19 protein-coding genes and 1 pseudogene are annotated in these 24,925 nt (G+C 60.1%); 7 read left to right on the forward strand and 13 right to left on the reverse strand.

The genetic code is table 11. The features are described 5' to 3' along the window. Window positions 1–5: 5 nt before the first annotated feature. Complete coding sequence (gene amiC, locus ACKLKD_RS01030; protein ID WP_087804645.1) at window positions 6–1,259, reverse strand: N-acetylmuramoyl-L-alanine amidase AmiC; 1,254 nt, start codon at window positions 1,257–1,259, stop codon at window positions 6–8. Window positions 1,260–1,486: 227 nt separating this feature from the next. Between amiC and argA the strand changes: the two genes are divergently transcribed. The 3 genes from argA to ACKLKD_RS01045 all read left to right on the forward strand — a co-directional run bounded on the left by argA (window position 1,487) and on the right by ACKLKD_RS01045 (window position 3,758). Beyond that, complete coding sequence (argA, locus tag ACKLKD_RS01035; RefSeq protein WP_009308565.1) at window positions 1,487–2,818, forward strand: amino-acid N-acetyltransferase; 1,332 nt, start codon at window positions 1,487–1,489, stop codon at window positions 2,816–2,818. A 230-nt stretch (window positions 2,819–3,048) separates the two neighbouring features. Then, entirely contained in the window at window positions 3,049–3,363 is a 315-nt protein-coding gene (locus tag ACKLKD_RS01040; protein ID WP_025711310.1) for a hypothetical protein, read from the forward strand. Between the two features lie 74 nt (window positions 3,364–3,437). Then, entirely contained in the window at window positions 3,438–3,758 is a 321-nt protein-coding gene (locus tag ACKLKD_RS01045; RefSeq protein WP_087804647.1) for a hypothetical protein, read from the forward strand. 57 nt (window positions 3,759–3,815) lie between these two features. Here the strand turns inward: ACKLKD_RS01045 and recD are convergent, their stop codons facing one another. From recD to rppH, 12 genes are all read right to left on the reverse strand, one after another. Then, the gene (recD, locus tag ACKLKD_RS01050; RefSeq protein ID WP_087804649.1) at window positions 3,816–5,660 is read right to left on the reverse strand and encodes an exodeoxyribonuclease V subunit alpha; all 1,845 of its coding nucleotides are present in this window, start codon (window positions 5,658–5,660) and stop codon (window positions 3,816–3,818) included. Continuing rightward, window positions 5,657–9,193 (reverse strand): exodeoxyribonuclease V subunit beta, encoded by a 3,537-nt coding sequence (gene recB, locus ACKLKD_RS01055; RefSeq protein WP_087804651.1) that lies wholly within the window; start codon window positions 9,191–9,193, stop codon window positions 5,657–5,659. Before recB ends, recD begins: the two co-directional genes overlap by 4 nt. Further along, window positions 9,190–12,075 (reverse strand): pitrilysin, encoded by a 2,886-nt coding sequence (gene ptrA, locus ACKLKD_RS01060; protein WP_087804653.1) that lies wholly within the window; start codon window positions 12,073–12,075, stop codon window positions 9,190–9,192. The genes recB and ptrA overlap by 4 nt, the downstream gene beginning before the upstream one ends. A gap of 120 nt (window positions 12,076–12,195) precedes the next feature. Beyond that, entirely contained in the window at window positions 12,196–15,573 is a 3,378-nt protein-coding gene (gene recC, locus ACKLKD_RS01065) for an exodeoxyribonuclease V subunit gamma (protein ID WP_025711305.1), read from the reverse strand. Between the two features lie 12 nt (window positions 15,574–15,585). Continuing rightward, window positions 15,586–15,909, reverse strand: coding sequence for a prepilin-type N-terminal cleavage/methylation domain-containing protein (locus ACKLKD_RS01070; protein WP_025711304.1), 324 nt, complete (start codon window positions 15,907–15,909; stop codon window positions 15,586–15,588). Then, a complete protein-coding gene (locus tag ACKLKD_RS01075) occupies window positions 15,894–16,301 on the reverse strand; it encodes a DUF2509 family protein (RefSeq protein ID WP_025711303.1) in 408 nt (135 codons plus the stop codon). The genes ACKLKD_RS01070 and ACKLKD_RS01075 overlap by 16 nt, the downstream gene beginning before the upstream one ends. Further along, window positions 16,298–16,855 (reverse strand): prepilin peptidase-dependent protein, encoded by a 558-nt coding sequence (locus tag ACKLKD_RS01080; RefSeq protein WP_025711302.1) that lies wholly within the window; start codon window positions 16,853–16,855, stop codon window positions 16,298–16,300. Before ACKLKD_RS01080 ends, ACKLKD_RS01075 begins: the two co-directional genes overlap by 4 nt. After that, window positions 16,852–17,403 carry a prepilin peptidase-dependent protein gene (locus ACKLKD_RS01085; RefSeq protein WP_025711301.1) on the reverse strand — a complete coding sequence of 184 codons (552 nt, stop codon included), beginning with the start codon at window positions 17,401–17,403 and terminating at the stop codon, window positions 16,852–16,854. The genes ACKLKD_RS01080 and ACKLKD_RS01085 overlap by 4 nt, the downstream gene beginning before the upstream one ends. A gap of 185 nt (window positions 17,404–17,588) precedes the next feature. Next, window positions 17,589–18,383 carry a thymidylate synthase gene (gene thyA, locus ACKLKD_RS01090; protein WP_015958927.1) on the reverse strand — a complete coding sequence of 265 codons (795 nt, stop codon included), beginning with the start codon at window positions 18,381–18,383 and terminating at the stop codon, window positions 17,589–17,591. Window positions 18,384–18,389: 6 nt separating this feature from the next. After that, window positions 18,390–19,265, reverse strand: coding sequence for a prolipoprotein diacylglyceryl transferase (gene lgt, locus ACKLKD_RS01095; RefSeq protein ID WP_004174524.1), 876 nt, complete (start codon window positions 19,263–19,265; stop codon window positions 18,390–18,392). Between the two features lie 245 nt (window positions 19,266–19,510). Beyond that, window positions 19,511–21,757, reverse strand: coding sequence for a phosphoenolpyruvate--protein phosphotransferase (gene ptsP, locus ACKLKD_RS01100; protein WP_002915935.1), 2,247 nt, complete (start codon window positions 21,755–21,757; stop codon window positions 19,511–19,513). 12 nt (window positions 21,758–21,769) lie between these two features. Further along, window positions 21,770–22,300: an RNA pyrophosphohydrolase gene (gene rppH, locus ACKLKD_RS01105; protein ID WP_004205443.1), complete on the reverse strand. Its 531-nt coding sequence runs from the start codon at window positions 22,298–22,300 to the stop codon at window positions 21,770–21,772. Window positions 22,301–22,753: 453 nt separating this feature from the next. Between rppH and ACKLKD_RS01110 the strand changes: the two are divergent. The 4 genes and pseudogenes from ACKLKD_RS01110 to ACKLKD_RS01125 form a co-directional block, all read left to right on the forward strand. Beyond that, a pseudogene (locus tag ACKLKD_RS01110) lies at window positions 22,754–22,894 on the forward strand (hypothetical protein); the annotation flags it as partial. Between the two features lie 88 nt (window positions 22,895–22,982). Next, window positions 22,983–23,678: a DNA mismatch repair endonuclease MutH gene (gene mutH, locus ACKLKD_RS01115; RefSeq protein ID WP_025711299.1), complete on the forward strand. Its 696-nt coding sequence runs from the start codon at window positions 22,983–22,985 to the stop codon at window positions 23,676–23,678. Window positions 23,679–23,740: 62 nt separating this feature from the next. After that, window positions 23,741–24,454, forward strand: a complete 714-nt coding sequence (locus ACKLKD_RS01120) for a TerC family protein (protein ID WP_004205441.1) — start codon at window positions 23,741–23,743, stop codon at window positions 24,452–24,454. 123 nt (window positions 24,455–24,577) lie between these two features. Further along, window positions 24,578–24,796, forward strand: coding sequence for a YgdI/YgdR family lipoprotein (locus tag ACKLKD_RS01125; RefSeq protein ID WP_002915974.1), 219 nt, complete (start codon window positions 24,578–24,580; stop codon window positions 24,794–24,796). The last annotated feature ends 129 nt before the right edge of the window (window positions 24,797–24,925 follow it).

A 24,925-nucleotide genomic window follows, 5' to 3' on the forward strand; every position in this document is an offset into this window, starting at 1 on the left:
TGTGGTTATCCGCGGCGGGCCAGCGTCGCGCCGTCGGCAAAGTAGGCTTTAATCCCGGCGAGGATCGACTCGGCCACCTCCTGCTGGAATTTGGCCGTTTTCAGTTTCCGCTCTTCTTCCACGTTACTGATAAACGCCGTCTCCACCAGAATCGAGGGGATGTCAGGCGCCTTCAGCACCGCAAAGCCCGCCTGTTCTACCCGGTTCTTGTGCAGGTTATTGATATTGCCCATTTTCTCCAGCACCGCCTTGCCAAATTTGAGGCTGTCAGCGATGGTGAGGGACTGCACCATGTCGAACATGGTGTGATCGACATAGCGGTCGCCGCTCTTGCTGACCCCACCGATCAGATCCGAGGCGTTCTGCGTCTGGGCGAGATATTTTGCCGCGGTACTGGTGGCCCCCTTGGTGGAGAGGGCAAACACTGAGGAGCCGCTGGGCTGGCGGCTGGTAAAGGCATCGGCGTGAATCGACACGAACAGGTCGGCGCGCTGCTTCTGCGCCTTCGCGACACGCACTTTCAACGGGATGAACACATCTTCGTTGCGGGTCATATAGGCCTTCATATTGCCTTCTTTGTCGATTAACGCCCGCAGGCGGCGGGCAATCTGCAGCACCACGTCTTTTTCGCGGGTGCGATACTTTCCCACGGCGCCGGAGTCTTCGCCGCCGTGTCCGGGATCGAGCATAATGACAATCGGCCGGTCACGCCCGGCTTTGCCCGGCTGTGGTCCGCTTTGCGCCGGCGGCACCTGACGCTCCAGGTCGCCTTTGTTGTAATCCTCGAGCAGCGCCAGCAGCGGATCCTGAACATCGGTGGCGTTGGCGGGGTAGAGGTCCATCACCAGACGCTCTTTAAAGCCGGCCACCGGCGCGAGGGCAAACAGCTGCGGCTTGACGTTCTGCTTGAGCTCAAAGACCATGCGCACGGTTTGTGGATCAAACTGGCCCACGCGGGCGGACTTAATAAAGGGATCGTCAGCGCGGATCTGGCCGCCCATGCCTTTCAGCACAGAGTTCAGGTTAACCCCTTCCAGATCCACTACCACTCGTTCCGGATTACTGAGGGCAAACTGCCGGTATTTCAGCACATGATTCGATTCTACCGTGACGCGCGTGTAGGTCGATGCTGGCCAGACGCGAACGGCGACCACTCGCGCATCGGCAGCCAGCCCTACAGGGCTCACGCTCATTAACCACATGGCGCCCGCGCCCTGCAACAGACGGCGACGGCTTAATCCTGAGTTGTTTCCCGACATGCCACTCCCAAGCAATAAAAACGCATTTGTACCCAAAACAAACAGATTGACCAGAAACTTTAACGAAAGGCATATAACCTGTCATCTATAAAAGGGTAAACATTCATTGACACCCTGCGCCGGGTCACATGTTTTTCGCGAATTAGCCTAAAATTGGCACTTGCGTTTAACGGCAAAACAGAATAAAAATACAATAATTACGAATAATCATGCATTGAGGGTTTGTCATGGTGAAGGAACGTCGCACTGAACTGGTAGAAGGATTCCGCCATTCTGTTCCCTATATTAATGCCCATCGGGGAAAAACGTTTGTCATCATGCTGGGCGGCGAAGCCATTGAGCATGAGAATTTTTCTAATATTGTCAATGATATAGGGTTATTGCATAGCCTGGGCATTCGCCTGGTGGTGGTCTATGGCGCCCGCCCGCAGATTGACGCGAACCTCGCCGAGCACCATCACGAGCCGATCTATCACAAGCAGACGCGAGTGACTGACGCCAAAACGCTGGAGCTGGTGAAGCAGGCGGCGGGCATGCTGCAGCTGGAGATCACCGCCCGTCTGTCGATGAGCCTCAACAACACCCCGCTGCAGGGAGCCCATATCAACGTCGTCAGCGGCAACTTTATCATTGCCCAGCCGCTGGGCGTCGATGACGGCGTCGATTATTGCCACAGTGGGCGTATTCGCCGCATTGATGAAGAGGCGATTCATCGTCAGCTCGACAGCGGCGCCATTGTGCTGATGGGGCCGGTCGCGGTGTCGGTCACCGGCGAGAGCTTTAACCTGACTTCGGAAGAGATCGCCACCCAGCTGGCTATCAAACTGAAGGCGGAGAAAATGATCGGTTTCTGTTCGTCGCAGGGAGTGTACAACCAGGCGGGAGAAATTGTCTCCGAACTGTTCCCTAATGAGGCGCAGGCCCGCGTCGAAGAGCTGGAGGCAGATGAAGATTATAACTCCGGTACCGTGCGCTTCCTGCGCGGGGCGGTGAAGGCCTGCCGCAGCGGCGTGCGGCGCTGCCACCTGATCAGCTATCAGGAAAATGGCGCACTGCTGCAGGAACTGTTTTCACGCGACGGCATCGGCACTCAGATCGTCATGGAGAGCGCGGAGCAAATCCGTCGGGCAACCATCAATGATATCGGCGGTATTCTTGAGCTGATAAGCCCGCTTGAGCAGCAGGGCATCCTGGTGCGCCGCTCTCGCGAGCAGCTGGAAATGGAAATCGACAAATTCACCATTATTCAGCGCGATAACACCACTATTGCCTGCGCCGCCCTCTATCCTTTCCCGGAAGAGAAGATCGGCGAAATGGCCTGCGTGGCGGTGCATCCGGATTACCGGAGTTCGTCACGGGGTGAGGTGCTGCTGGAGCGTATTGCCGCCCAGGCCAGGCAGATGGGGCTGAGCAAGCTGTTCGTACTAACCACCCGCAGCATTCACTGGTTCCAGGAGCGCGGCTTCACGCCGGTGGATATTGACCTGCTGCCGGAGAGTAAAAAGCAGATGTATAACTATCAGCGCCGGTCGAAGGTGCTGATGGCCGACCTCGCCTAAGCCCTTCCCTACCCTTTTTAACGGCCCGGGAAAAAGCGGCGTTTATCGCCTTATTCCCGGCCGCTCTCCAGCATCGCTTCGCGCGGGCACAGTGTGCGGCACGCGGGCGAAATTCCTGGTTTCCACGCAGACCATTCCTTTAACGCTGGCCCAACGATATGCTACAGGCTGTCGACAGGAGGTCGACTGGCGCAACGGCCGCTACCCACCCTGCAAGGATCGCTTAAAGAATGGAAACCAAACCGAACTGGCTGGTCAGACATATCAACCTCATCACCACCGCGGTCGCCCTCTATCCGTGGTTGCTGTTGATTTTGCTGCTCTGGGATAACCAGCGCCATCATCAGCACGGCTATGCCGCGCTCGGCGCCGCCATCGCGATATTATTTCTGCTGGCCCTGACATCCGGCATTAATTTCCTCATCTCCTCGCTGGTCATTTTTTGTGCCCGCTGTTCCACTCCACCGCTGGCCGGCGGCGCGACAGTCCGCTTTTTCGCGATGAATTCGATATCACTATGGTGGCTCGGACTGCTGGCCATATGACCTTAAAGCGCCCCTCCGTCATCATGATTCAGGCGAAACACACGATAAATCATTCATTACGCTAAGGACTGATAATGGCTAAGAAAAAGCAGCCCAACTGGGTGATCAGAAACATCAAAAACATCGTGCTGGTCATTTCCCTCTATCCCTGGGCGCTGTTGCTGATAATGATTATGGCGGGTAGCGGAGGCCCCTCATCCGGCGCCATGGCGGCCGGGCTGATGGTGGTGTTGCTGTTCATCGTCATGTCGATAGCCAATCTGCTAATTTCACTGGTTGTTATCGTTATTGCCGATCTCTCAACGACATCACTCCCCATGCGCTATGGGGCCTATTTTTGTGCCATGAACTCGATATCGGTGTTCTGGCTCATCCCCCTGTTCTTCAGCTACTGATCCTTCGCCAGTCCGAGACGGGGGTCACCCTTGTCCCTATCGCCCGGACGCGGCGTCTCAGGGGGCTTCGCGCCCGGCAAAGATCTCCGCCAGACCGCTGCGCCGTTCGGTTCGCGTCACAATGGCCTGGGAGAGTACCTGCTCGTCGGCATAGAGCGACAAGCGCTGTTTCGCGCGGGTGATGGCGGTATAGACCAGTTCGCGCGTCACCAGCGGGACGCTGCGCGCCGGCAGGATCAGCGCCGCATGTTCGAACTCCGAGCCCTGCGATTTATGCACGGTCATCGCCCAGGCGGTATCATGCTCCGGCAGGCGGCTCGGCTGTACCGACTTGATGGCGCCGTCGGGCATCAGGAACCACACCCGCAGCTCGCCGTTGCGCTCCAGCGCAATGCCGATATCGCCGTTAAACAGCCCCAGCGCGCTGTCGTTGCGCGATATCATGATCGGTCGGCCGTCATACCAGCGGGAGTGGCGCGGCAGGGCGATCGCCCGCTGGCGGTTGAGCCGCTGCTCCAGCCGCTCATTGACGCCGCTCACGCCGTACGGCCCTTCGCGCAGCGCGCACAGCAGCTGGAATTCGCTGAAAGCGGCCAGCATGGCCTGCGGTTCGGCCCGCTCGCGGCGCAGCTGCAGGTAGCGCTCATAGCCCTGCTGGGCCGCGCCGAGCATGGCCTCGTACTCGTCAGTCGTGCTGAGGGGATGAAGCGCGATATCGTCAAACGGCTGGCGCAGCGTGGCCTTCACCTCCGCGCGCGCACCAGCGTTCACCGCCCGCGCCAGGCTCCCGATACCGGAGTGACTGCCGAAGCGATAGCTCTTTTGCAGCAGGCACAAGCTGTCTCTCAGCGCGCCGGCGATAGTCCCCTCGCCCGCAGGCACCGGCGAACCGGTCAGCCGGGTCAGCTCCTGCGCCCGTGCGGCGGTGTAACCCGAGCTTGCCCAGGCGCAGATGTCGCCCAGTACCGCCCCGGCTTCCACGGAGGCCAGCTGGTCGCGATCGCCAAGGAAAATCACCCGCCCGTGAGCCGGCAGCGCGTCGATAAGCCGCGACATCATCGGCAGGTCAATCATCGAGGCTTCATCCACCACCAGCACGTCCAGATGCAGCGGGTTGCCGGCATGATAGCGCATGCGCTGGCTGCCGGGCTGGGCGCCGAGCAGACGATGCAGCGTGCTGGCCTCGGTGGGAATTAACGCTTTCTGCGCGTCGGTCAGCGGCAGCTTTCTCAGTGCCGCCCCCAGCGATTCGGTCAGGCGCGCTGCCGCTTTACCGGTCGGCGCTGCGAGGCGAATACGACAGCGTGGACTGTCGTCAATCTGGATCAGCGCCGCCAGAAGCTTCGCCACGGTGGTGGTCTTCCCGGTCCCGGGACCGCCGGAGATCACCGATATGCGGCGGGTCAGCGCCACCGCCGCGGCCACTTTTTGCCAGTCGGTTTCGCCAGTGGCGGGAAACAGCGCATTCAGGGTGGCCGCCAGCCGCGCCTCATCCATCTCCAGCACCCGGTTGGCGTCATTGAAGAAGCGGGCGACGGTCAGCTCGTTGCGCCACATCCGGTTCAGGTAGAGCCGGTCGCCGCACAAAATCATCGGCGCCGGGGCATCGCCGCAGCTTACCGCCGACGACGCGAGCAGCAGCGCGGGCCAGTCCTCCGGCGCGCCGGCTTCGGCCAGCAGCCGATCGCGGATCTCCCCCGCTTTTCCGCTCAGCGCCTCGTCGCCGCTCAGCCGCGAGAGCGGCAGGCAGACGTGCCCCTCGCCGGCATCCCGGCTCAGTAACGCCGCTGCCAGCTTGACCGCCGGCGGGTCGTTTTGCGCCACCATCAGGGCAAACTGGACGTCCAGCGGCCGCAGCAGACGCTGCTCCACCGCGGCCAGCAGTAGTTGTTCGAAAGTCATGAGGCCTCCTCCTGCGTTTCTCCGGCAAAAAGCTGATCCAGACCGTCAATCAGCGGTCTCACCGGCCGGGTGGTGAAGATCCCCTGCCCCCCCTCCTGCCCGTCCATGCCGCGCAGGAAGAGATAAATCACGCCACCGAAGTGGCGGTCATAGTCATAATCGGCCAGCCGGTGGCGCAGATAGCGGTGCAGCGCCAGGCTATACAGCTGATACTGTAGATCGTAGCGGTGGGCACGCATCGCCTGCTCCATCGCCGGCCGGGTATAGGCCTCGCGATCTTCCCCCAGCCAGTTGGATTTGTAATCCAGCAGGTAATAGCGGCCTTCGTGGCGGAAGACCAGATCGATAAAGCCCTTCAGCATGCCGCGCACCTGGCGGAAATCCAGCGGCGGCGTGTCGGCGGAGAGGGGATCGTACTGGCGGATAAGCGCGTCAAGGCGCTCCGCCGTCAGCAGCTGGGCGATGGGCAGGTAAAACGCCATCTCCACCTGTTTATCCCGCGCCGCAAGCTGATTGAGCGCGATATCCGGCCCCGGCAGGCGGGTCTTCAGCACGCCCCCCAGCCAGTCGGTCAGCACCGGCGCCCACTGCGCGTCAAACCCGCTCAGCTGCAGCTTCTCCGCCATCCATCCGTCCGGCACCGGCTGGGTGAAGTCCAGCTCCTCAAACAAGCTGTGCAGGAAGGTCCCCGGCGCGGCGCCGCGCGGGAACTGGTGCGGAGTCAACTGCGGCTCTTCCACCACTTCACCGACGCCGGCGGCATCGACATCCAGACGCGGCAGCAGATCCTGCCCGCCGCTGAAACCATGCTGCTGCAGCCCGGAGTAGCTGGTCACCCGCCAGTCGTCGGCGATACGGCGCTGTAGCTCACGCGCCGACAGCGGGGGGATGGTCGCCGCGGGCGCCTGCCACGGGGTGAGATCCAGCTCGCCCGGTCTCTGTAATGCAATCTCGCCCTGACAGAAGTCTGCCAGCTGCGCAGCCAGCCCGGCGGCGTCCATGGCTTCACCTGCCTGCAGCAAACGCCCCAGCGCGCTGAGATGAAAATCGCTGTTGCCGGATTTCCGGCTGCTGAGCGGCGCCACACCGAGGCTGCAGTGCCAGACCGCGCGGGTCAGGGCGACGTACAACAAGCGCAGATCTTCCGCCAGCCGTTCCGCCTCCGCCAGCTCGAGGCTGGATTCATCCTGGCCCAGATCCAGCACCGCCGCGAACGTCTCGCGATCGTGGTAAAACGCCTGGTCCTGTTTACGAAACCGGGCGATAAACGGCAGCCAGACCAGGGGGTATTCCAGCCCTTTTGACTTGTGAATGGTGACAATTTGCACCAGGTGCTTATCACTTTCGAGACGCATCTGCTGGCTGGCGGCGTTGCTGTCCGGCTCGGCGATGTGCTGCGCCAGCCAGCGCACCAGGGCATGCTCGCTTTCCAGCTGGCTGGCCGCCTCCTGCAGCAATTCGCTGATGTGCAGAATGTCGGTTAAGCGCCGCTCGCCGCCGCGGGTCGCCAGCAGATTCTCGGCGATATGCCGGGCCGTCATCAACGCCCGCAGCATCGGCATCACCCCTCGCTGCCGCCAGATCTGGCGGTATTCGCTGAACTCCTCTACCAGCGCGTCCCATGCCTGCTCGTCCTGGTTCAGGTTTTCAATATCCAGCGCGGTCAGGCCAAACATGGAGGTCGCCAGCGCGCTGCGCAGGGTATTTTCCCGCTCCGGGGCCAGCACCGCCTGCAGCAGCCAGAGCAGCTCCTGGGCCTCCAGCGTCTCAAAAACGCTGTCGCGGTTGGAGAGGTAGACCGAGGGGATGCCCAGCGTCTGCAGCGCTTCACGCACCTGTGCCGCCTCCAGCCGGTTGCGCACCAGCACCGTGATATCCGAAGCCTGCACCGGGCGCGAGGTTTCCCCACGCCACAGCAGCGCGCGCCCCTGCTGGCCGGCGCTCAGCCAGTCGCGGATCTGCGTGGCGCAGAGCTGCGCCATAAACGTCTGATAATCGCCAGACCCGACGGTGTCGCCGGGCATCAGCCAGACGTTCATCGCAGGTACGTCCGCCGCGTCAACGCTAAAGCGCAGTCCCTGGTTCTTTGCCGCTGCCTTCACCGGCAGGAAGGGGATCTCGCGAAACATAAAGGGGTTATCGCTGAGGCTGAACAAGCGGTTGACGCTGCCGACCATGCCCGGCGAGGAGCGCCAGTTGGTATCGAGGGTGTAGTGCGCGGCAACGTCGCCGCGCGCCTTCATATAGGTAAAGATATCGGCGCCGCGAAAAGCGTAGATGGCTTGTTTTGGGTCGCCGATCAGCAGCAGCGCCGTCTCCGGCTGCTGGCGCCAGATACGGCGAAAAATTCGGTACTGCTGGGGGTCGGTGTCCTGAAATTCATCGATCATCGCCACCGGAAAACGCTGGCGAATGGCGCTGGCCAGCGCCTCGCCGCTGTCGCCGCGCAGCGCCTCGTCAAGCCGGCTGAGCATATCGTCAAACCCCAGCTCGCCGCGGCGGCGCTTTTCGCGCGCGACCGCATCGCGGATCTCGACCATTGCTCTCGCCAGCACCAGATCGGTGAGCGTGAGCGACGAGGACAGCAGCGTCTCAACGGCGCTAAACAACGGATGTACCGGCGGTTCGCCGCCGGCTTTAGTGCGCTCGTACAGAAACGACTGGGCAAATTTCTCCAGCGCGTCGGGCAGCTGGTAGCTCAACGTCTCTTCCTGCGCCCAGGCGTTCACTTTCTCAATCCACTTGCCCTGATTGCCGCGATTGAACTTCCGCCGGTCAAGGCCGGAATTTTCCAGCACGCCTTCGATCTCACCCACCTGCTCACGCCACTGCTGCTTAAGCGAGTCAATGCGGCTGATGATCTGCTGATGGCGCTCGGCCAGCGTCTCGTTAGCGGCTGGCGGTGACTTGAGCTGCGGCGCTTCGCCCTGCAGCCAGCGGTCAAGGGACTTCAGCAGATCGCGCGGCCCTTTCCAGACATCGTGGATCACCGCCGCGATATCGCGGGTCAGGGGATAGCAGTGGCGACGCCAGAAGTCGGCGCAGGCCTGATAGCGCAGGCGGGATTCATCCTCAATCAGCTGCTGCTCGAACAGCATGCCCGACTGGAAGGCGTTGAGGCTCAGCATCCGCTGGCAAAAGCCGTGGATGGTGAATACCGCCGCCTCGTCCATTTGCCGCTCGGCCAGCAGCAGGGTCTTCGCGGCGTCGTCTTTGTCGGCGATCTCCGCCAGCAGCGCGCTGTAGAGCGGGTTGTCAGATTCGCCGCGCAGGCAGGCGATGCGCAGTTCGTGGATGTTGCTGCGGATACGCCCACGCAGCTCTTCGGTCGCCGCTTCGGTAAAGGTCACCACCAGCAGCTCTTCAACGCTGATGGCGCGGGGATAGGCGGACTCGCCGCCCAGCCCCAGCAGCAGCCGCAGATACAGCGCGGCGATGGTAAAGGTTTTTCCGGTGCCCGCAGAGGCTTCTATCAGGCGCTCGCCCGTCAGGGGCAAGCGCAGGGGATCCAAAGACTCAGCGGTGTCGGTCATTCATTCTCTCGCATCAGGGGTAGGGATTGCTGCAATGCGCTGACATTTTCCCACACTTTGCCGCCTTTCGGCTGGGCATAGTCCGCTTTGCCATTCTGGCTACCGGAAATCTGGGACAGTATCGTCATGCCCTGCGGATCCACCACCGTCTGATGGAAGAAGTCGGCAAGTTTTTGCGGCGTCAGCAGTTTAATCTGAGCCACTACTTTATCACGTGAATCAAAACGCATATTACCGCGATCGAAATCTTTGCTCAGTTTCGAGGCTTCATCGCCCAGCGTCTGCGGCGCCTGCAGCATCTGGCTTATCACCGCCTGCTGGAGCTGGGCAAACTCTTCCGGCTTCATCGCCCGCAGCTTCGCCTCCGCGGTGGGGAAGAAGGCCTGGAACCGCTGCCAGAGGAAGGCTGGCTGCTTATCGCTGCTCTGCAGCAGGAAGCCCATACCCCACTGGCGCCCCACGTTCATCGGGAAGGCAAAGACCGCGTAGCCAAGCTGCTCTTCAGTACGCAGCTGGTTGTAGAACCATGGCTGAACGATCTGCCCCAGCAGAGTGCTGGCGGCGGTGCTGCTGAACTCATCGACATTGGGCGGCGCGAACACTGCGGCCAGCGCGGAGTCGGTGCTGTTGCCCGCTTTGTTGAAGATCGCCAGCTGCTGCCGGTTCACCACCACATCTTTGTTACGGCACCATTCGTTGCCGTCAGCGCCCAGCTGCTGTTGGATCTGGCGGGCCAGCGTCGTGGCGGCATCGGCGGTCATATTGCCGATCACCATCAGTTCAGGACGCCCCTTGGTTTTCAGGTTGGCGCGGTAGTCGAGCACTTCTTTAAGGGTAATGGAGGGCAGCAGCGCCCGGCGTTCTTCGCGCTGGAAGTACGGTACCTGGGAGACCATCTGGATCGGCATTATCGCCTGATCGTAGGCTTTGCCTTTCTCGGCGGAGTCCATCATCTGCGCATACCAGGATTTGGCCTGCTCCAGCTGCTCTTCGGTCGGCGTATAGCTGAAGTATCCCTGCAACAGATCGCTGAACAGCGCCGGAAGGTGCTGGGTATAGCCGTTGGCATTGACCATTAATCCGTTATTAGCGCCGGTGGAGAACGAAATGCCGCCGACTGCCGCCTGGTTACTGAGCTGATCGAGGGCGATGCCGGCGAGATAATCGTTGAGGGCAAACATCACCTGCCGGCGAGCGCTGTCCATCGCCTGGGGATTACGCAGCACCAGGGAGATATCCGCCTTCGGTTCGCTGGCAAAATACTGGCTCGGGGCATACACCACCCGCAGCGTTGGTTCATCCAGGATCAGCTGCGGATGCGGCCAGGCTTTATCGCTTTTGATGAGGGTGAAATCATCCGGAATATAGGGGTTGAGCACCGGCAGCTGCAGCTGGATGGCCTGCGATTTTTGCTGCCAGTCAGCGAACGTCTGCTCGCTAATCTTATCCACCTGATACGGCGCATCGACAAAATAGGCCGTCTTGTTATGCGGCTCCTGGGGACTGATATACCAGATGCGGGCGTTCTGCGGGGTCATCATCGCCAGCCGGTCTTTGATCGCCTGCGGGTCGTACTGGTCGGCAATGTTGACTACGTCCAGCGCATGCTCGACCGGCACCCGGATCATGGTGTCTGCCAGCCATTCCACGTAATCCATGTCGCGGTTGATTGACGGATAGCGGAAATCCAGCGCCAGCACATGCGCCAGTTCGTCGAAATAGCGTTTGTCGATGCCCTGAGTACGCAGGAGGTCGAGGTAGCTGAAAATGGCCGCCGTCACTTCATCGCGGTGCGCCAGGCCTTTATCGGTGAGGGTGGCAGAGATCGCCAGTACGCCGCTGTTGCCGTTTACCACCGGATCGGAATCGGCGCGGATACCTTCCGCCAGCCCCTGCTTTTGCAGCCAGTCAGAGAGCGTGCCCGGGCTGCGGTTGCCGATGAGATAGGTGACCAGCTCATCGGTTTTACTGCGGAAGCGATCGCTGTTGTTGTCGATGCGAAACTCGACGCGCAGCACTTTGCGCGGCATCGCCGGCACATAGTGAATAATGATGCCTTTTTGCGCATCCGTGACCACCGGGACGGTAATTTGCGGCCTGCTGATCTGACGATTCGGCACGCGGCCAAAGGTGTCAGCAGCCATCCGCGCCAGCGCCGGCAACGGCTTGTTGCTGTAGATCACCGCTTTCATCAGGTTGGCGGAGTACCAGCTATCGCGGAAGGTATGCAACGCATCAAGTACCGGGCTGCCGGGCTTATCGCTGAGCGTCTCGAGGTTGCCACCGGAGAAGTGGGCCGCCGGGTGAGCCGGGTTGATGGTCTCCGCGCTGACCTGGGCCATACGCATCCCGTCTCGCGTCCGGGCCATCGTCAGCTCGGCGTTGACCGCGTTACGTTCGCGGTCGGCATATTTCTTATCCAGCAGCGGCGCGGCGATGGCGTCGGCCAGGCGGTCTACGGCCCCGTCCAGCGCATCATTCTCCACTTCAAGATAAAACGCGGTGCGGTAGGGCGCGGTGCTGGCGTTATGGCTGCCGCCGTGTAGCTTAAGAAACTCTGCAAGGCTGTCAGGCTGGGGATATTTTTGCGACCCCATCAGCGTCATATGTTCCAGAAAATGCGCCAGCCCCTGATGATCGGCCGGATCCTGCAGGGATCCCACCGGCACCACCAGCGCCGACAGCGATTTCACCGCCTGCGGATCGGAAACCAGCAGCACGACCATGTCGTTATCAAGGCGGATCGCCTGATACTGACGCGTGTCTTTTTCGCTTTTGCGGATCGTCTCCTGAATCGGCTGCCATCCGGTGTCGGCCTGACTAAACGGCGCCCAGAGGGCGGCCAGCACAACAAAAACCTTGAACCATAAACTGCGGGGCATTCACGAACCTCATCATTAACAAACTTGCGCTGCACAGCGTGCAGCCTTTTATGTCCATCAGTCCGTGATACGTTGCGCATAATAAATGAACCGCCATTCACTGCGCAATTTTTATACTATTTAAATTTGTGTGGACTGATGGTAACGATATAGCGGTAACAGATAACGCTGCGTCTGGGCAATGATTTCTTCGTAATGCGCCGGCTCCAGCGAACGCCAGAGGCGTTGATACCAGATATCGGCACCCTCCCCGCTGACCACCATGTTACCTTCGTAGGTCTGCAGGAATTTGCTCCGCGCTTTCTGCTGCGTCTCTTCGTCCATTAAGATGACATCCTTTTCGGCGTCGTAACAGGCTTTCAGCCAGGCGCCACCGCTTTCCGGCAGCAGTAGCAGCGGTTGAGACATCCCCAGCAAATAGCCATCCACCAGCGCATTAAGGTACGCCTGCGCCTCGGCGGGCGCCAGCGACGGAAAACGCCATTCCCCCTCTTTACGCACAAACAGCCGGCTCTCGCCAGTACCGCCGCTGGCACAGTAGACAAGGTGTTCCAGCCAAAGTTGCATTCCCTGAGAGACGCTCAGCAGCGAAGGTCGCCAGCGCAGCAGACCGTCCGGCTGCACCTGCTGCAGCCAGCCGGTCAGGTTCACGCCACCGCACTGGAGATCGATCTCCATGCTCTGCGCCTGCTGGCGCTCGGCCATCACCCGCTCGGCCAGGGTCTGCATCTCCAGGCGCTGCGTCTCCCAGACCAGTTCGCCAAAGGCGCCATATGGCAGCTCGCCGGCGGCGCGAAAGCGGCGGAACATAGCCGAGACGTCCTGCTCCTCGATAAGCGTATTGAGCAACTGCTGATTCAGTTGATAACGGCTCAGCCCTTCAAGAGTGAAGGGCTCGTCGTCAGGTATATCGTCCTCTTCGGCGCGGAAATTGACCCGCAAACGCTGCTGAAAGAACGCGCGTACCGGGTGCTGCCAGAAGCGTAAGAGCTGCTCGAACGGCAGGCTGTCAATCGGCGGCGCGGTGAGCGGCTGAATGAAGTCGCTATGCGCTTCCCCCTGCTGACCGGCAGCGGCCAGCCATTCGCGGGCGTAACTTTTGTTCTCGTCCTCCTGGAAATTGGCGACGTCGAACGGCATGCGCGTATGCAGATGGGTGATATGGGCTTTGACCCGGGCTTCGCTGGCGTCGCAGTCAAGCTCTTCGTCGCCAGCAAGACAGTGGCTCTGGCCAATGTAATCCACCAGCTCCTGCACCAGCACCGAAGGAAAGCGCTCGCTGTTGTCCTGGATCGAACGTCCGATATAGCTGATATACAGCGTCTGTTCGGCGGACATCAGCGCCTCGAGGAACAGATAGCGGTCATCATCGCGCCGGCTGCGGTCGCCACGCTGCGGCTTCTGGCTCATCAAATCAAAGCCCAGCGGCGGCAGCGTTCGCGGATAGACTCCGTCATTCATCCCCAGCAGGCAAACCACTTTGAAAGGAATAGAGCGCATCGGCATCAGGGTGCAGATGTTGACCGGGCCGGCAAGAAAGCGCTGACTGATCCGCTGCTGATCGAGACGCTGGGCCAGTTCGTCGCGCAGCAGCGTCAGTGGCACCTGGTCGCCATACTGTGCTTCCAGACCGCTATCAATAACCGCCAGCCACTGTTGCTCAATTAACGCCAGCGCCGCTTCGGTCTCGCTGTCCGGCAGGAAAAAGTCATTCAGCAGATCGCGACAGACAGGCAGCCACTCCGCCAGCGGCCGCTGCTGGGCCAGGCCGCGTCGCCACAGATTAAGCTGCATCAGCAGCGACGCGAGGTTGCCCACCAGTTCGGCGATCAAACCGCTGGATTCATCATACGGCAGCACCGACTGCCACTCTCCCTCGCGGCTGTCCATCGCGTAGCCCAACAGCATGCGGGTGAGGCCGAACCGCCAGGTATGCTGCCCGGTCGCCGGCAGGTCCAGCTCGCGGACGTTGTCGTCATCCATTCCCCAGCGCACCCCGGACTCGTTCACCCACTGGCGCAGGTAGCGCAGCCCTTCTTCCGTGATATTAAAGCGCGCCGCCAGCACCGGGACATCCAGCAGCGCCAGCACATCTTCGCTGGCGAAGCGGCTGTCGGGCAGCGAGAGCAACGTAATAAACGCCTGCAGCACCGGGTGCGACTCGCGGGCGCGACGGTCGGAGATCGCCCACGGCAGCCAGCGGTCACCGCTGGCCGCGCCAAACACCGCCTGAATATAGGGACTGTAACTGTCGATATCCGCCACCATGACGATGATATCCCGCGGCGTGAGCGTCGGATCCGCCTCCAGCATCGCCAGCAGCCTATCGTGCAGAACTTCCACTTCGCGCTGCGGACTGTGGCAGACGTGAATGCTCAGACTGCGGTCATTCAGCGCCAGCGGACGTTTGTCGCGACTGTGGGCGAACGCCTCTGCGCTCTGACCGGCCACCGCCGCGTTGCGCAGTTCAAGGATATCCGACTGCAGGTTATGCAACAGGTTATCGGGAGTGATATCGACAAAGGCGTCCAGCTCCTCATAGCGCTCCAGCCCTGCCAGCAGGTAGATATAGTCGCGCCCCAGCTTGCCCCAGGAAGCGAGCAGCGGGTTGCCGACATCCTGTTCCCCGGCGTCATTAAACAACCCCGGCGCCTGCTCGGTGTCGCGGAACAGGGGCAGCGCGCGCGCCTCGCGATGATGGCGCCGCTGGCGCGATAGCAGCTTCGCCAGGAATGCCGGATCCTTAATATCTCCCCAGTAGTAGCGGCAGGGGTTGGTAAACAATACGTAGACATCGACATGCCTACCCAACGCCTGCAGCGCCTGCAGATAGACCGGCGGCAGCGCGGAAATCCCGCAAATAAAGACGCGCGACGGCAGCCCGGCAGGCGGTTCATCCGCCTTTTCCAGGGTGCTGATAAAGCGCTGATAGAGATTGGCGCGGTGCCACTGCGGCTGCCCCAGCTCGGCGGTGTAGCTCACCAGCGCTTTCCACAGCGGCGCCTGCCACTGCTGGGCGTCGCCGAGGCCATCAACCCGCTGGTCGGCTTCCCAGCGCATCAGCCACTCCGGGCGATAGACCAGGTACTGGTCATAAAGGTCCGCGACCCGGGCGGCCAGCTGAAACAGCTTGCGCTTGTCGCCGTCATCGCTCAGATACTGGCGCAGCAAGATAAAATCGTCTTCATCGAGGTGCTGCGGCAGGAGGGTCATCAGCTTCCAGCTCATGCTCTGCTTGCTGAAGGCGCTTTCGCCGGGAATATCTTTCAGGACGCGTACGAACATGTCCCAGATAAAGCTCGCCGGCAGCGGGAATTCGATATTGGCGGCAATCCCGAAGCGCGAGGCCAGGGTCATCTGCAGCCACTGCGCCATGCCGGTACTCTGCACCAGCACCATTTCGGCCTGAAAAGGGTCATCCAGCCGCTGGCGCTCGACGATAAACTCCATCAACGCCTCGAGAACATCCAGCCGGTTTGAGTGGTATACCCTTAACATAATAGCTCCTGACTACTGGCTGACCGGGCAATGCAGCCGGGTCATCTGCACCCGCTTTGCAACGGGCATACTGATCGTTACCGTGATGCTGACACATCTTTGCGTCGATGTCTGCATACGGCTTACCTGCGCGCGTGCCGGCAATGGCGGCGCAGAAAGCTGGCTAAAGCGCCACGCGTCGCGCCACAGTTGACGCGTCTGATTCATCTGAACAATCCCTTGCGCCATCCCGCGCTGATAGCCGCCCAGCGCGGCAACCGTCAGCACCATCAGCGCCATCGCCAGCACGGTCTCCGGCAAACTAAAACCCCGCTGACGCTTCAGGGCATTTGACATAAGCTCACCTCCCTGAGCGGGCAAAAATCGCTCCAACCGTGGGCGAAGAAATACACCTGCCCGCCGCGCACCTCGCCGGACTGCCAGACCTGCACCTCGCCGCTGGCGCTACTGAGCAACAGCGAGCCGTCGCCGAAGATGCGCAGACAAGTGTGCCAGCCCTGCTGTGGCTCGGTACGGCAGGCCAGTGGCTCCTGCGCCGACCAGACCTGCTGTTTTCCCCACTGCAGCGCCGAATGGGCGATGGCCGTATCGCGGATCGCCTGCGTTTCGCTGGCAGTTTGCGCCAGCAGCGCCCGCTGCTGCAGGTTAAGCCCCTCGAGTAACAGGCTGCCGAGGGTCAGCAGCAGGAGCACCATCAGCAGCGACGACATCCCACGCTGGCGGATCACAGGTTATACCCCGTCACCCGCTGCTCCACCTCACTCACCAGCCCCGCCCACCGGGCAGAGCGCGCCGCCAGCGTCACGCTCAGCTCCGGCGCGAAGCGGGTGGTGACCAGTCGCTGTACCGAGAAGCGCGTCACCACGATGGCGGCCGGATTGGTGATTTTCTCCCATCCGCTGCCGCGGCAGTCACTGGCCCCGCGCAAGGTCTCCAGCGCGCCGTCGCGCAGGCGAAAGCCGGTGCTCTCCGCCGCTGCCGCAGGGGAGGTTTCCCATCTCCCGTTGCTGTTCGCGTCCCAGCGCACAATCAGACACTCGCCGCCAGCGGCTAGCTCCAGCCCGGCGCCGCCGCACGCTCCCCGGCAGTACCCGGCGCGCTGGAGATGTTTTCCCACGGCATGCACGCGCTGCCACAGCTCGTTCTCCAGGGCCAGCTGTTCGCCCTGGCGCAGAATATGACGCTGCAGGGCAGGCAGAAAACGGCAGGCCCCCATCAGCAGCAGCGAGCCGATGGCCATGGCGATAAGCGCCTCCGCCAGGGAAAATCCGCGACTGTTCACTGACATCCCCCTGCGCTGTCGCTGGGGCATAAACGAATCCGCCCCCAGTGTGAGATCACGATGCTCCAGCTGCCGGCCGCGCTCTGCAGCCGCAGATTCCCCGCCCAGGCGGTGCTGCGCAGACCATAAAACCCCAGACCAGGCGTAACACCGACCAGCGTGATCCCCGGCCAGCGCGGACGCAGCGTGAAGGCCGACCCGGCGGTGCAGTCCGACCCTTCCCCCTGCGCACTCAGGCACCAGCCCGCCTCGTCCTGGCCGATGCGAAGCACACGGTCACGGTTGTACGCGTTGGCGTCATCGCGCAGAAAGACCAGAAAATCCCGCACCTGGGCGGCGGTTTGCCACAGTCGTTGCTGTTGCTGCCAGCGCTGCCAGCCGTACAGGCCGCCGACGCTGAGGATCATCATTAACGTCAGCGTTACCAGGGTTTCCATCAGGGTGTAGCCATGTTCTCTGTTCATGGCGTTGAGTATGCCGCGGCGATTGCCCCTGACGCGATGATGGAAAATAGCTTTCCCGGCCAGATACGCAAAAAAGGTTTGTATTACCACCAGCAGAACATTTTTTTGCGAACGTCTACCCAACTTCGCCCACCGCAACCGCCTGTGACCTGGGGCGGGTGGAAACGACCTTGTCCCTGTGGCAAGGGAGATCCCCCCATCGGGATGGGGTGTAAAGGGCATAAAAAAACCGGCGCCATCGGGCGCCGGTTGGTCATATCAGCAGGGGGTTAAATCGCCACCGGCGCTTTAATGCCCGGATGCGGATCGTAACCTTCAATCTCGAAGTCTTCAAAGCGGTAGTCGAAAATCGACGCCGGCTTGCGCTTGATGACCAGCTTCGGCAGCGGACGCGGTTCGCGGCTCAACTGCAGGTTGGTCTGCTCGAGATGGTTGCTGTACAGGTGGGTGTCGCCGCCGGTCCAGACGAAATCACCGACCTGCAGATCGCACTGCTGCGCCACCATATGCACCAGCAGCGCGTAGCTGGCGATATTGAACGGCAGGCCGAGGAATACGTCGCAGGAGCGCTGATACAGCTGGCAGGAGAGCTTGCCATCGGCGACGTAGAACTGGAAGAAGGCGTGGCACGGCGCCAGCGCCATTTTATCCAGCTCGCCGACGTTCCACGCCGAGACGATGATCCGGCGGGAGTCCGGGTCGTTTTTCAGCTGGTTCATCACCGTGGTGATCTGGTCGATATGACGACCATCCGGCGCAGGCCAGGAACGCCACTGTTTGCCGTAAACCGGCCCCAGGTCGCCGTTTTCATCTGCCCACTCGTCCCAGATGGTGACGTTGTTCTCGTGCAGATAGGCGATGTTGGTATCGCCCTGCAGGAACCACAGCAGTTCATGGATGATGGAGCGTAAATGACAGCGCTTGGTGGTCACCAGCGGGAAGCCTTCCTGCAGGTTAAAACGCATCTGATGGCCGAAAATAGAGATCGTGCCAGTGCCGGTGCGGTCATTTTTTGGCGTGCCCTCGGTGAGCACTTTCTGCATCAAATCAAGATACTGTTTCATGGTTCCTCAAGAATTCTGTGGCTGCGGACGGTGGCGGTAAGCCCAAACCATCATAATGATACCCGCAAGCACCATCGGGATCGAAAGAATCTGCCCCATGCTGATGTACTGCACCCAACCGCCGGTGAACTGGGCGTCGGGCTGGCGGAAGAATTCCACGATAATGCGGAACAGGCCGTAGCCAATCAGGAACAGGCCGGAAACGGAGCCGGTTGGGCGCGGTTTACGGATAAACAGGTTCAGGATCAGGAACAACACCACGCCTTCCAGCGCCAGCTCGTACAGCTGCGACGCGTGACGCGGCAGCGCGCCGTAGGTATCGAACAGCGATTGCCATTCCGGATGCGTCGGCAGCAGCGCCAGGTCTTCGGCACGGGAGCCCGGGAAAATCATCGTGTAGTGGAAGCTTGGGTCCACGCGGCCCCACAGTTCACCGTTGATAAAGTTGCCCAGACGCCCGGCGCCAAGGCCAAACGGGATCAGCGGGGCGATAAAATCGGAGACCTGGAAGAAGGTGCGTTTGGTGCGTCTGGCGAAGATAATCATTACCAGGATCACACCGATCAGGCCGCCGTGGAACGACATGCCGCCGTCCCAGACGCGGAACAGATACAGCGGATCGGCAAGAAATACCGGCAGGTTGTAAAACAGCACGTAGCCGATACGGCCGCCCAGGAAGACGCCGAGAAAGCCCGCGTAAAGCAGGTTTTCCACTTCATTTTTCGTCCAGCCGCTGCCCGGACGATTCGCCCGACGGGTGGCCAGCCACATCGCAAAGACAAAGCCCACCAGGTACATCAAACCGTACCAGTGGAGGGAGACCGGGCCTAGAGAAAAAATGACCGGATCGAACTCCGGAAAATGCAGGTAGCCACTATTCATCTGTCACCATAAAGACTTGTTATTCCGCCGAAAGTGGACAGCGGTGATGATCCATGCCCGCATAAAATGGGCACGCCGAAGGAGGCGAATCATAGCATAAGCCACAAAAGCGATCCGCGCCGAACGTGTAAAAGATATGTATACGGATGCTAACAGAATGCCGTTTTCCCGACGAAGCCCTATTTTGCCGGATGGCGCGAACAGGGGATCCCCGGGTTACGGCTTACACCTCACCCGGGCTGCCGCTACCGCCCGCCGCGGATCAGACCGCCAAGACCGCGACGCTCCATAAAGGCCGCCACCTGATGGCGCACCTCGGCGGTCATCTGGGCATCGAGGCTACGACGCGACAGCTCCTGCGCCTCTTCGATATCGATGCGGCGCAGCAGATATTTCACCCTCGCCACCGAGCGGCCGTTCATCGACAGATGACGATAACCGAGGCCGATAAGGATCGTTACGCACATCGGGTCGCCCGCCATCTCGCCGCACAGTCGCAGATCGATACCAAAGCGCTCGGCGTCATGGGCGATCATCGCCAGCGCCCGTAATACCGCCGGATGCAGGCTGTCATACATGCTGGCGACCCGGGTATTGTTGCGATCGACGGCCAGCAGGTACTGGGTCAGGTCGTTCGTCCCTACCGAGATAAAATCGATCCGGCTGGCCAGCTGCGGCAGCATAAAGACCATCGACGGGACCTCCAGCATCACCCCCAGGCGTGGCCGTGGGATGGCGTAGCCGATCATCTCTTCCACTTCCCGGCTGGCGCGGTCGATCAGCCGACGGGCCTCATCCACCTCCTCCAGACTGGTCACCATCGGCAGCAAAATGCTGAGGTTGCCGGTGGCGGCGTTGGCGCGCAGCATCGCCCGCACCTGGATCAAAAAGATCTCCGGCTGATCGAGGGTAATGCGGATCCCGCGCCAGCCCAGGCACGGGTTCTCTTCACTGATCGGCATATACGGCAGCTGTTTATCGGCGCCGATGTCCAGGGTACGCAGGGTCACCGGTTTGCTGTTAAACATCTGCAGCATGCCCTGATATTGAGCGACCTGCTCCTCTTCCGACGGGAAGCCGCTCTGCAGCATAAAAGGAATTTCAGTACGGTAGAGGCCAATACCGTCAACAAAGCTGCCAAGCTTCTCTTCGTGCTCCGGGCTTAAGCCGGCGTTGAGCATGACTTTCACCCGCTCACCGCTTTTCAGCTCCGACGCGCGCTGGAGATCGTCCTCCGCCAGGCGGCTGAGCTCGTTCTCTTCGCTGATAAGGCGCTGATATTCCTGCAACAGGACAGGTTCTGGATCCACCAACAGCTCACCGCGATAGCCATCAACAATCAGGGTATGGCCATGCAGCAGAGAGGGCTGGATATCGGCGCCCATCACCGTCGGGATCCCGAGGGCTCGCACCATAATGGCGGCATGGGAGTTGGCGGCGCCATCGCGCACCACCACGCCAGCCAGACGATCCTGCGGCACTTCGGCGAGGGTGGTGGCCGACAGCTCGTCCGCCACCAGAATAATGCGCGCCGGCCAGGTGTTGGGCCCCTGAATGCTGTCGTCGAGATGGAACAGCAGACGCTGGCCCAAAGTACGCAGATCGCCGGCCCGCTCTTTCAGATAGCCGTCGCTCAGCGCGGCAAACTGTTCGGCGAACTTCTCGATGATCTTTTTGACCGCCCACTCGGCCACCGCGCCTTTATCGACTTCGGCAAACAGCTCGCGACGCAGGCGGGCGTCGGAGAGCAGGTGCGAGTAGAGATCGAAGATTGCCGCCGTCTCTTTTTGCGCGCCGGCGGCGTAGCGTTTGCTGTAGCGACGAAACTCGTTGGCCGCCTCTTCCAGCGCGCCGGTCAGGCGTTCGCGTTCCGAGGCGGTATCCAGCGTCGAGGCCTCATACACCTGCTCCATCAGCGGCAGGCTGACGTCCATCCAGCCTTCGGCGATCGCCACCCCGGACGAGGCCGGCAGGGCGCGAATACGCGTCTGACGATACTGGCCGAACAGGGCGTTCAGCTGGGACTGGGAGAGGATCGCCGCCATCTGGGTGGCGAGGGTGACGAGGAAAGACTCTTCGCTTTCATCAAACTGACGCAGCTCGCGCTGCTGGACCACCAGCACGCCCAACAGCTGGCGGCGCTGAATGATCGGCACGCCAAGGAAGGCGCGGAAGCGGTCCTCTTTGACGGCAGGGATATATTTGAAGCTGGGGTGTTTTTGCGCATCGGCGAGGTTGATGGGCTCCGCCAGGCGGCCAACCAGCCCCACCAGGCCTTCATCGAACGCCAGCGCAACGGTGCGCCCGCGAGGTTTTTTTAACCCGCGGGTGGCCATCAGGTAATAGCAGCGTCGGTCATTGTCAGCCAGGTAAACCGAGCAGACTTCCGTCTCCATCGCCTGGCAGACATCCGTCACCAGAATATCCAGCGCCTCGTTTAAACGCGGCGCACTCGCGACCTTCTCGACTATTTCTCGCAACCGAGTGAGCATAATGTGCGTGGCTTAACCTCTTTTACGTCGATAAGCAGGCGCGCTTTGCGGCTTAGGTGCACTCTCCGCCAGCGACATGGTCACGCTGGCGAACTCTTTCATCACCCGGCGGTAGACGTCGCGCTTGAACGACACCACCTGGCGAACCGGGTACCAGTAACTCACCCAGCGCCAACCATCAAATTCAGGTGTACTGCTGGTTTGCATATTGATGTCCGCATCGTTGCCGATCAACTGCAAAAGAAACCACTTTTGTTTCTGGCCGATACAAACCGGCTTTGTGTCCCAACGCACCAAACGTTTAGGCAACTTGTAACGCAGCCAGTTACGGGTCGAGGCCAGGATCCGCACATCTTTACGGCTTAGCCCGACCTCTTCAAATAACTCCCGATACATCGCCTGCTCTGCGGATTCTCCTGGATTTATGCCCCCTTGCGGGAACTGCCACGAGTGCTGACCATAGCGTCGGGCCCACATCACCTGGCCCTGACGATTACAGATTACAATACCGACATTTGGGCGGTAGCCATCGTCATCAATCACCGGACTACCTCAAGATAAGCTTCAATGTGAATGATTGTTTCACACTCGCCGGAAACGGTAAACCACTCTGTTCGCACACTGAGAACGGATAACATTTGAATAACTCACAGTAATTGCCAGAGTTATAAACAATGAAAGTGCGTGACGCCCCATTTTATTCACTTTTTCTGTGGATAGAGTTGTGAAGAAGTACGGAATTAACCCGGGAAAACCCGGAGTAATCCGAACATCGCACCGCTAGCACCTTAAAATAATGATAGCATATTCATTAAGTTAGAATATATTCCTTTCACTTATTACAGCATAACGTGACGATCATCACATATGCGATCCGGCGACTGATGAAAGATCGAGCAATGTCGATTTTATCCACAGATTACGCGCAGGCCGCGGGCAGATTTTCTCTAAAATTTCGATTTTCGTCGCACGTCAAGGCTGTAAATCGAACCAGTAGTGGGGCTTTTCCCCAGTTATCCCACTTTTCTGTGGATAACATGGTGTAAGATCCTGTTTATTGTCAGTGACCAGTTCTGGAAAACCCATTTTCACGGTTTTCATCAGCGGCCTGATAAGTTTAAAAAGTCATATAAATCATGTGATTGGTATAGTTACTCAGAAAACGGTAAACTCTATCCACAACGCGCGAAATTAGCGCTCACTTTTTAACCAAAGGTATTGCCCTATGCCCGCTATCGCTCCCCTCTCCTCACCGCCGCAAAGTCAGGAACAGCTGCTGGCCCAGGCCCGCCAGCTGGCCGGCTATTCGCTGGGCGAGCTGGCGGCGCTGGCGGGGATCCCCATTCCCCGCGATCTGAAGCGTGATAAAGGCTGGACGGGCATTCTGCTGGAGCTATGGCTGGGGGCCAGCGCGGGCAGTAAACCCGAGCAGGACTTCGCCGCGCTGGGGGTGGAGCTCAAAACGATCCCCATCGACAGCCGGGGACGCCCGCTGGAGACCACCTTTGTCTGCGTCGCCCCGTTAACCGGCAATAGCGGCGTCACCTGGGAGAGCAGCCATGTACGACATAAGCTGCAGCGTGTCCTGTGGATCCCGGTGGAGGGTGAACGCACCATCCCGCTGGCGGCGCGGCGCGTCGGCGCACCGCTGTTATGGAGCCCGGACGAAGATGAGGAGCGCCAGCTGCGCATGGACTGGGAAGAACTGATGGATCTCATTGTCCTCGGTGAGGTAGAGCGCATAACCGCCCGCCACGGCGAGGTGCTGCAGTTAAGACCGAAAGCCGCCAACAGCAAGGCGCTGACCGAAGCCATCGGCGCCCGCGGCGAGACGATCCTCACGTTGCCGCGCGGTTTCTATCTGAAAAAGAATTTTACCGCCGCCCTGCTCGCCCGCCATTTCTTGTTACAACACGATTAATTTTTTGTTCTGCGTTGGGGTTGCATATAATTGCTGCTTTCTATTTTGCAGGACTTTGAACAATGTTATTTGCATGGATAACCGATCCTAACGCCTGGCTGGCGCTGGGCACGTTGACGCTGCTGGAGATCGTGCTCGGGATCGATAATATTATTTTTCTCTCTCTGGTCGTGGCCAAGCTACCTACCGCCCAGCGCGCCCATGCGCGGCGGATCGGTCTGATGGGGGCGATGGTCATGCGTCTGGCGCTGCTGGCCTCTATCGCCTGGGTCGTTAAGCTGACCAATCCGCTCTTCACCGTCCTCGGTCAGGAGATTTCGTTTCGCGATCTGATCTTGCTGCTCGGCGGACTGTTCCTTATCTGGAAAGCCAGTAAAGAGATCCATGAATCTATCGAAGGTGAAGAGGAGGGGCTGAAAACTAACGTTCACTCCTTCCTCGGCGCCATCGTGCAGATCATGCTGCTGGATATCATCTTCAGCCTCGACTCCGTCATCACCGCCGTCGGCCTGTCAGATCATCTGTTCATTATGATGGCGGCGGTGGTGATCGCGGTGGGGGTGATGATGTTCGCCGCGCGACCTATCGGCGATTTTGTTGACCGTCATCCTTCCGTGAAAATGCTGGCGCTGTCGTTTCTGATCCTCGTCGGCTTTACCCTGATGCTGGAAAGTTTCGACGTTCATGTGCCGAAGGGATACATCTATTTCGCCATGTTCTTCTCTATCGCGGTGGAGAGCCTTAACCTGCTGCGTAATAAGAAAAACCCGCTGTAAACCACAAAATTGCAGCCTGGTCACAGGCTGCAACCCTTTTTCAGACTTTACTGCTTTTTATGTCTCACAAATCAGGCTATTAATAGACGGGTATGGGGTGCAGCTACTGAAGAGGTGATGACGATGAAAAAATGGGCAGTATTGATTTCCGCCGTAGGACTGGCGTTCTCGGTTTCCGGTTGCAGCAGCGATTACGTCATGGCGACCAAAGATGGGCGAATGATCCTGACCGACGGTAAACCTACCGTGGATGACGATACCGGTCTTATCAGTTACGAAGATCAGCAGGGTAATAAAATGCAGATCAATCGTGACGACGTTTCGCAAATCATTAAGCGTTAATCTTTCCCTGTCGGCCCCAGCTTCTGTTGACGCTGCGCTTACCGACCACCAGTCTTTTGAGAAGAGTCGGGATATACCAGGACGCCGCGGGTTTCACCCACCGCCCCTCCTCGTCACCCGGCTTTTTTG

The organism is Klebsiella sp. 10982 (assembly GCF_048589245.1).
In the GTDB taxonomy this organism is placed as follows: domain Bacteria; phylum Pseudomonadota; class Gammaproteobacteria; order Enterobacterales; family Enterobacteriaceae; genus Klebsiella; species Klebsiella quasivariicola.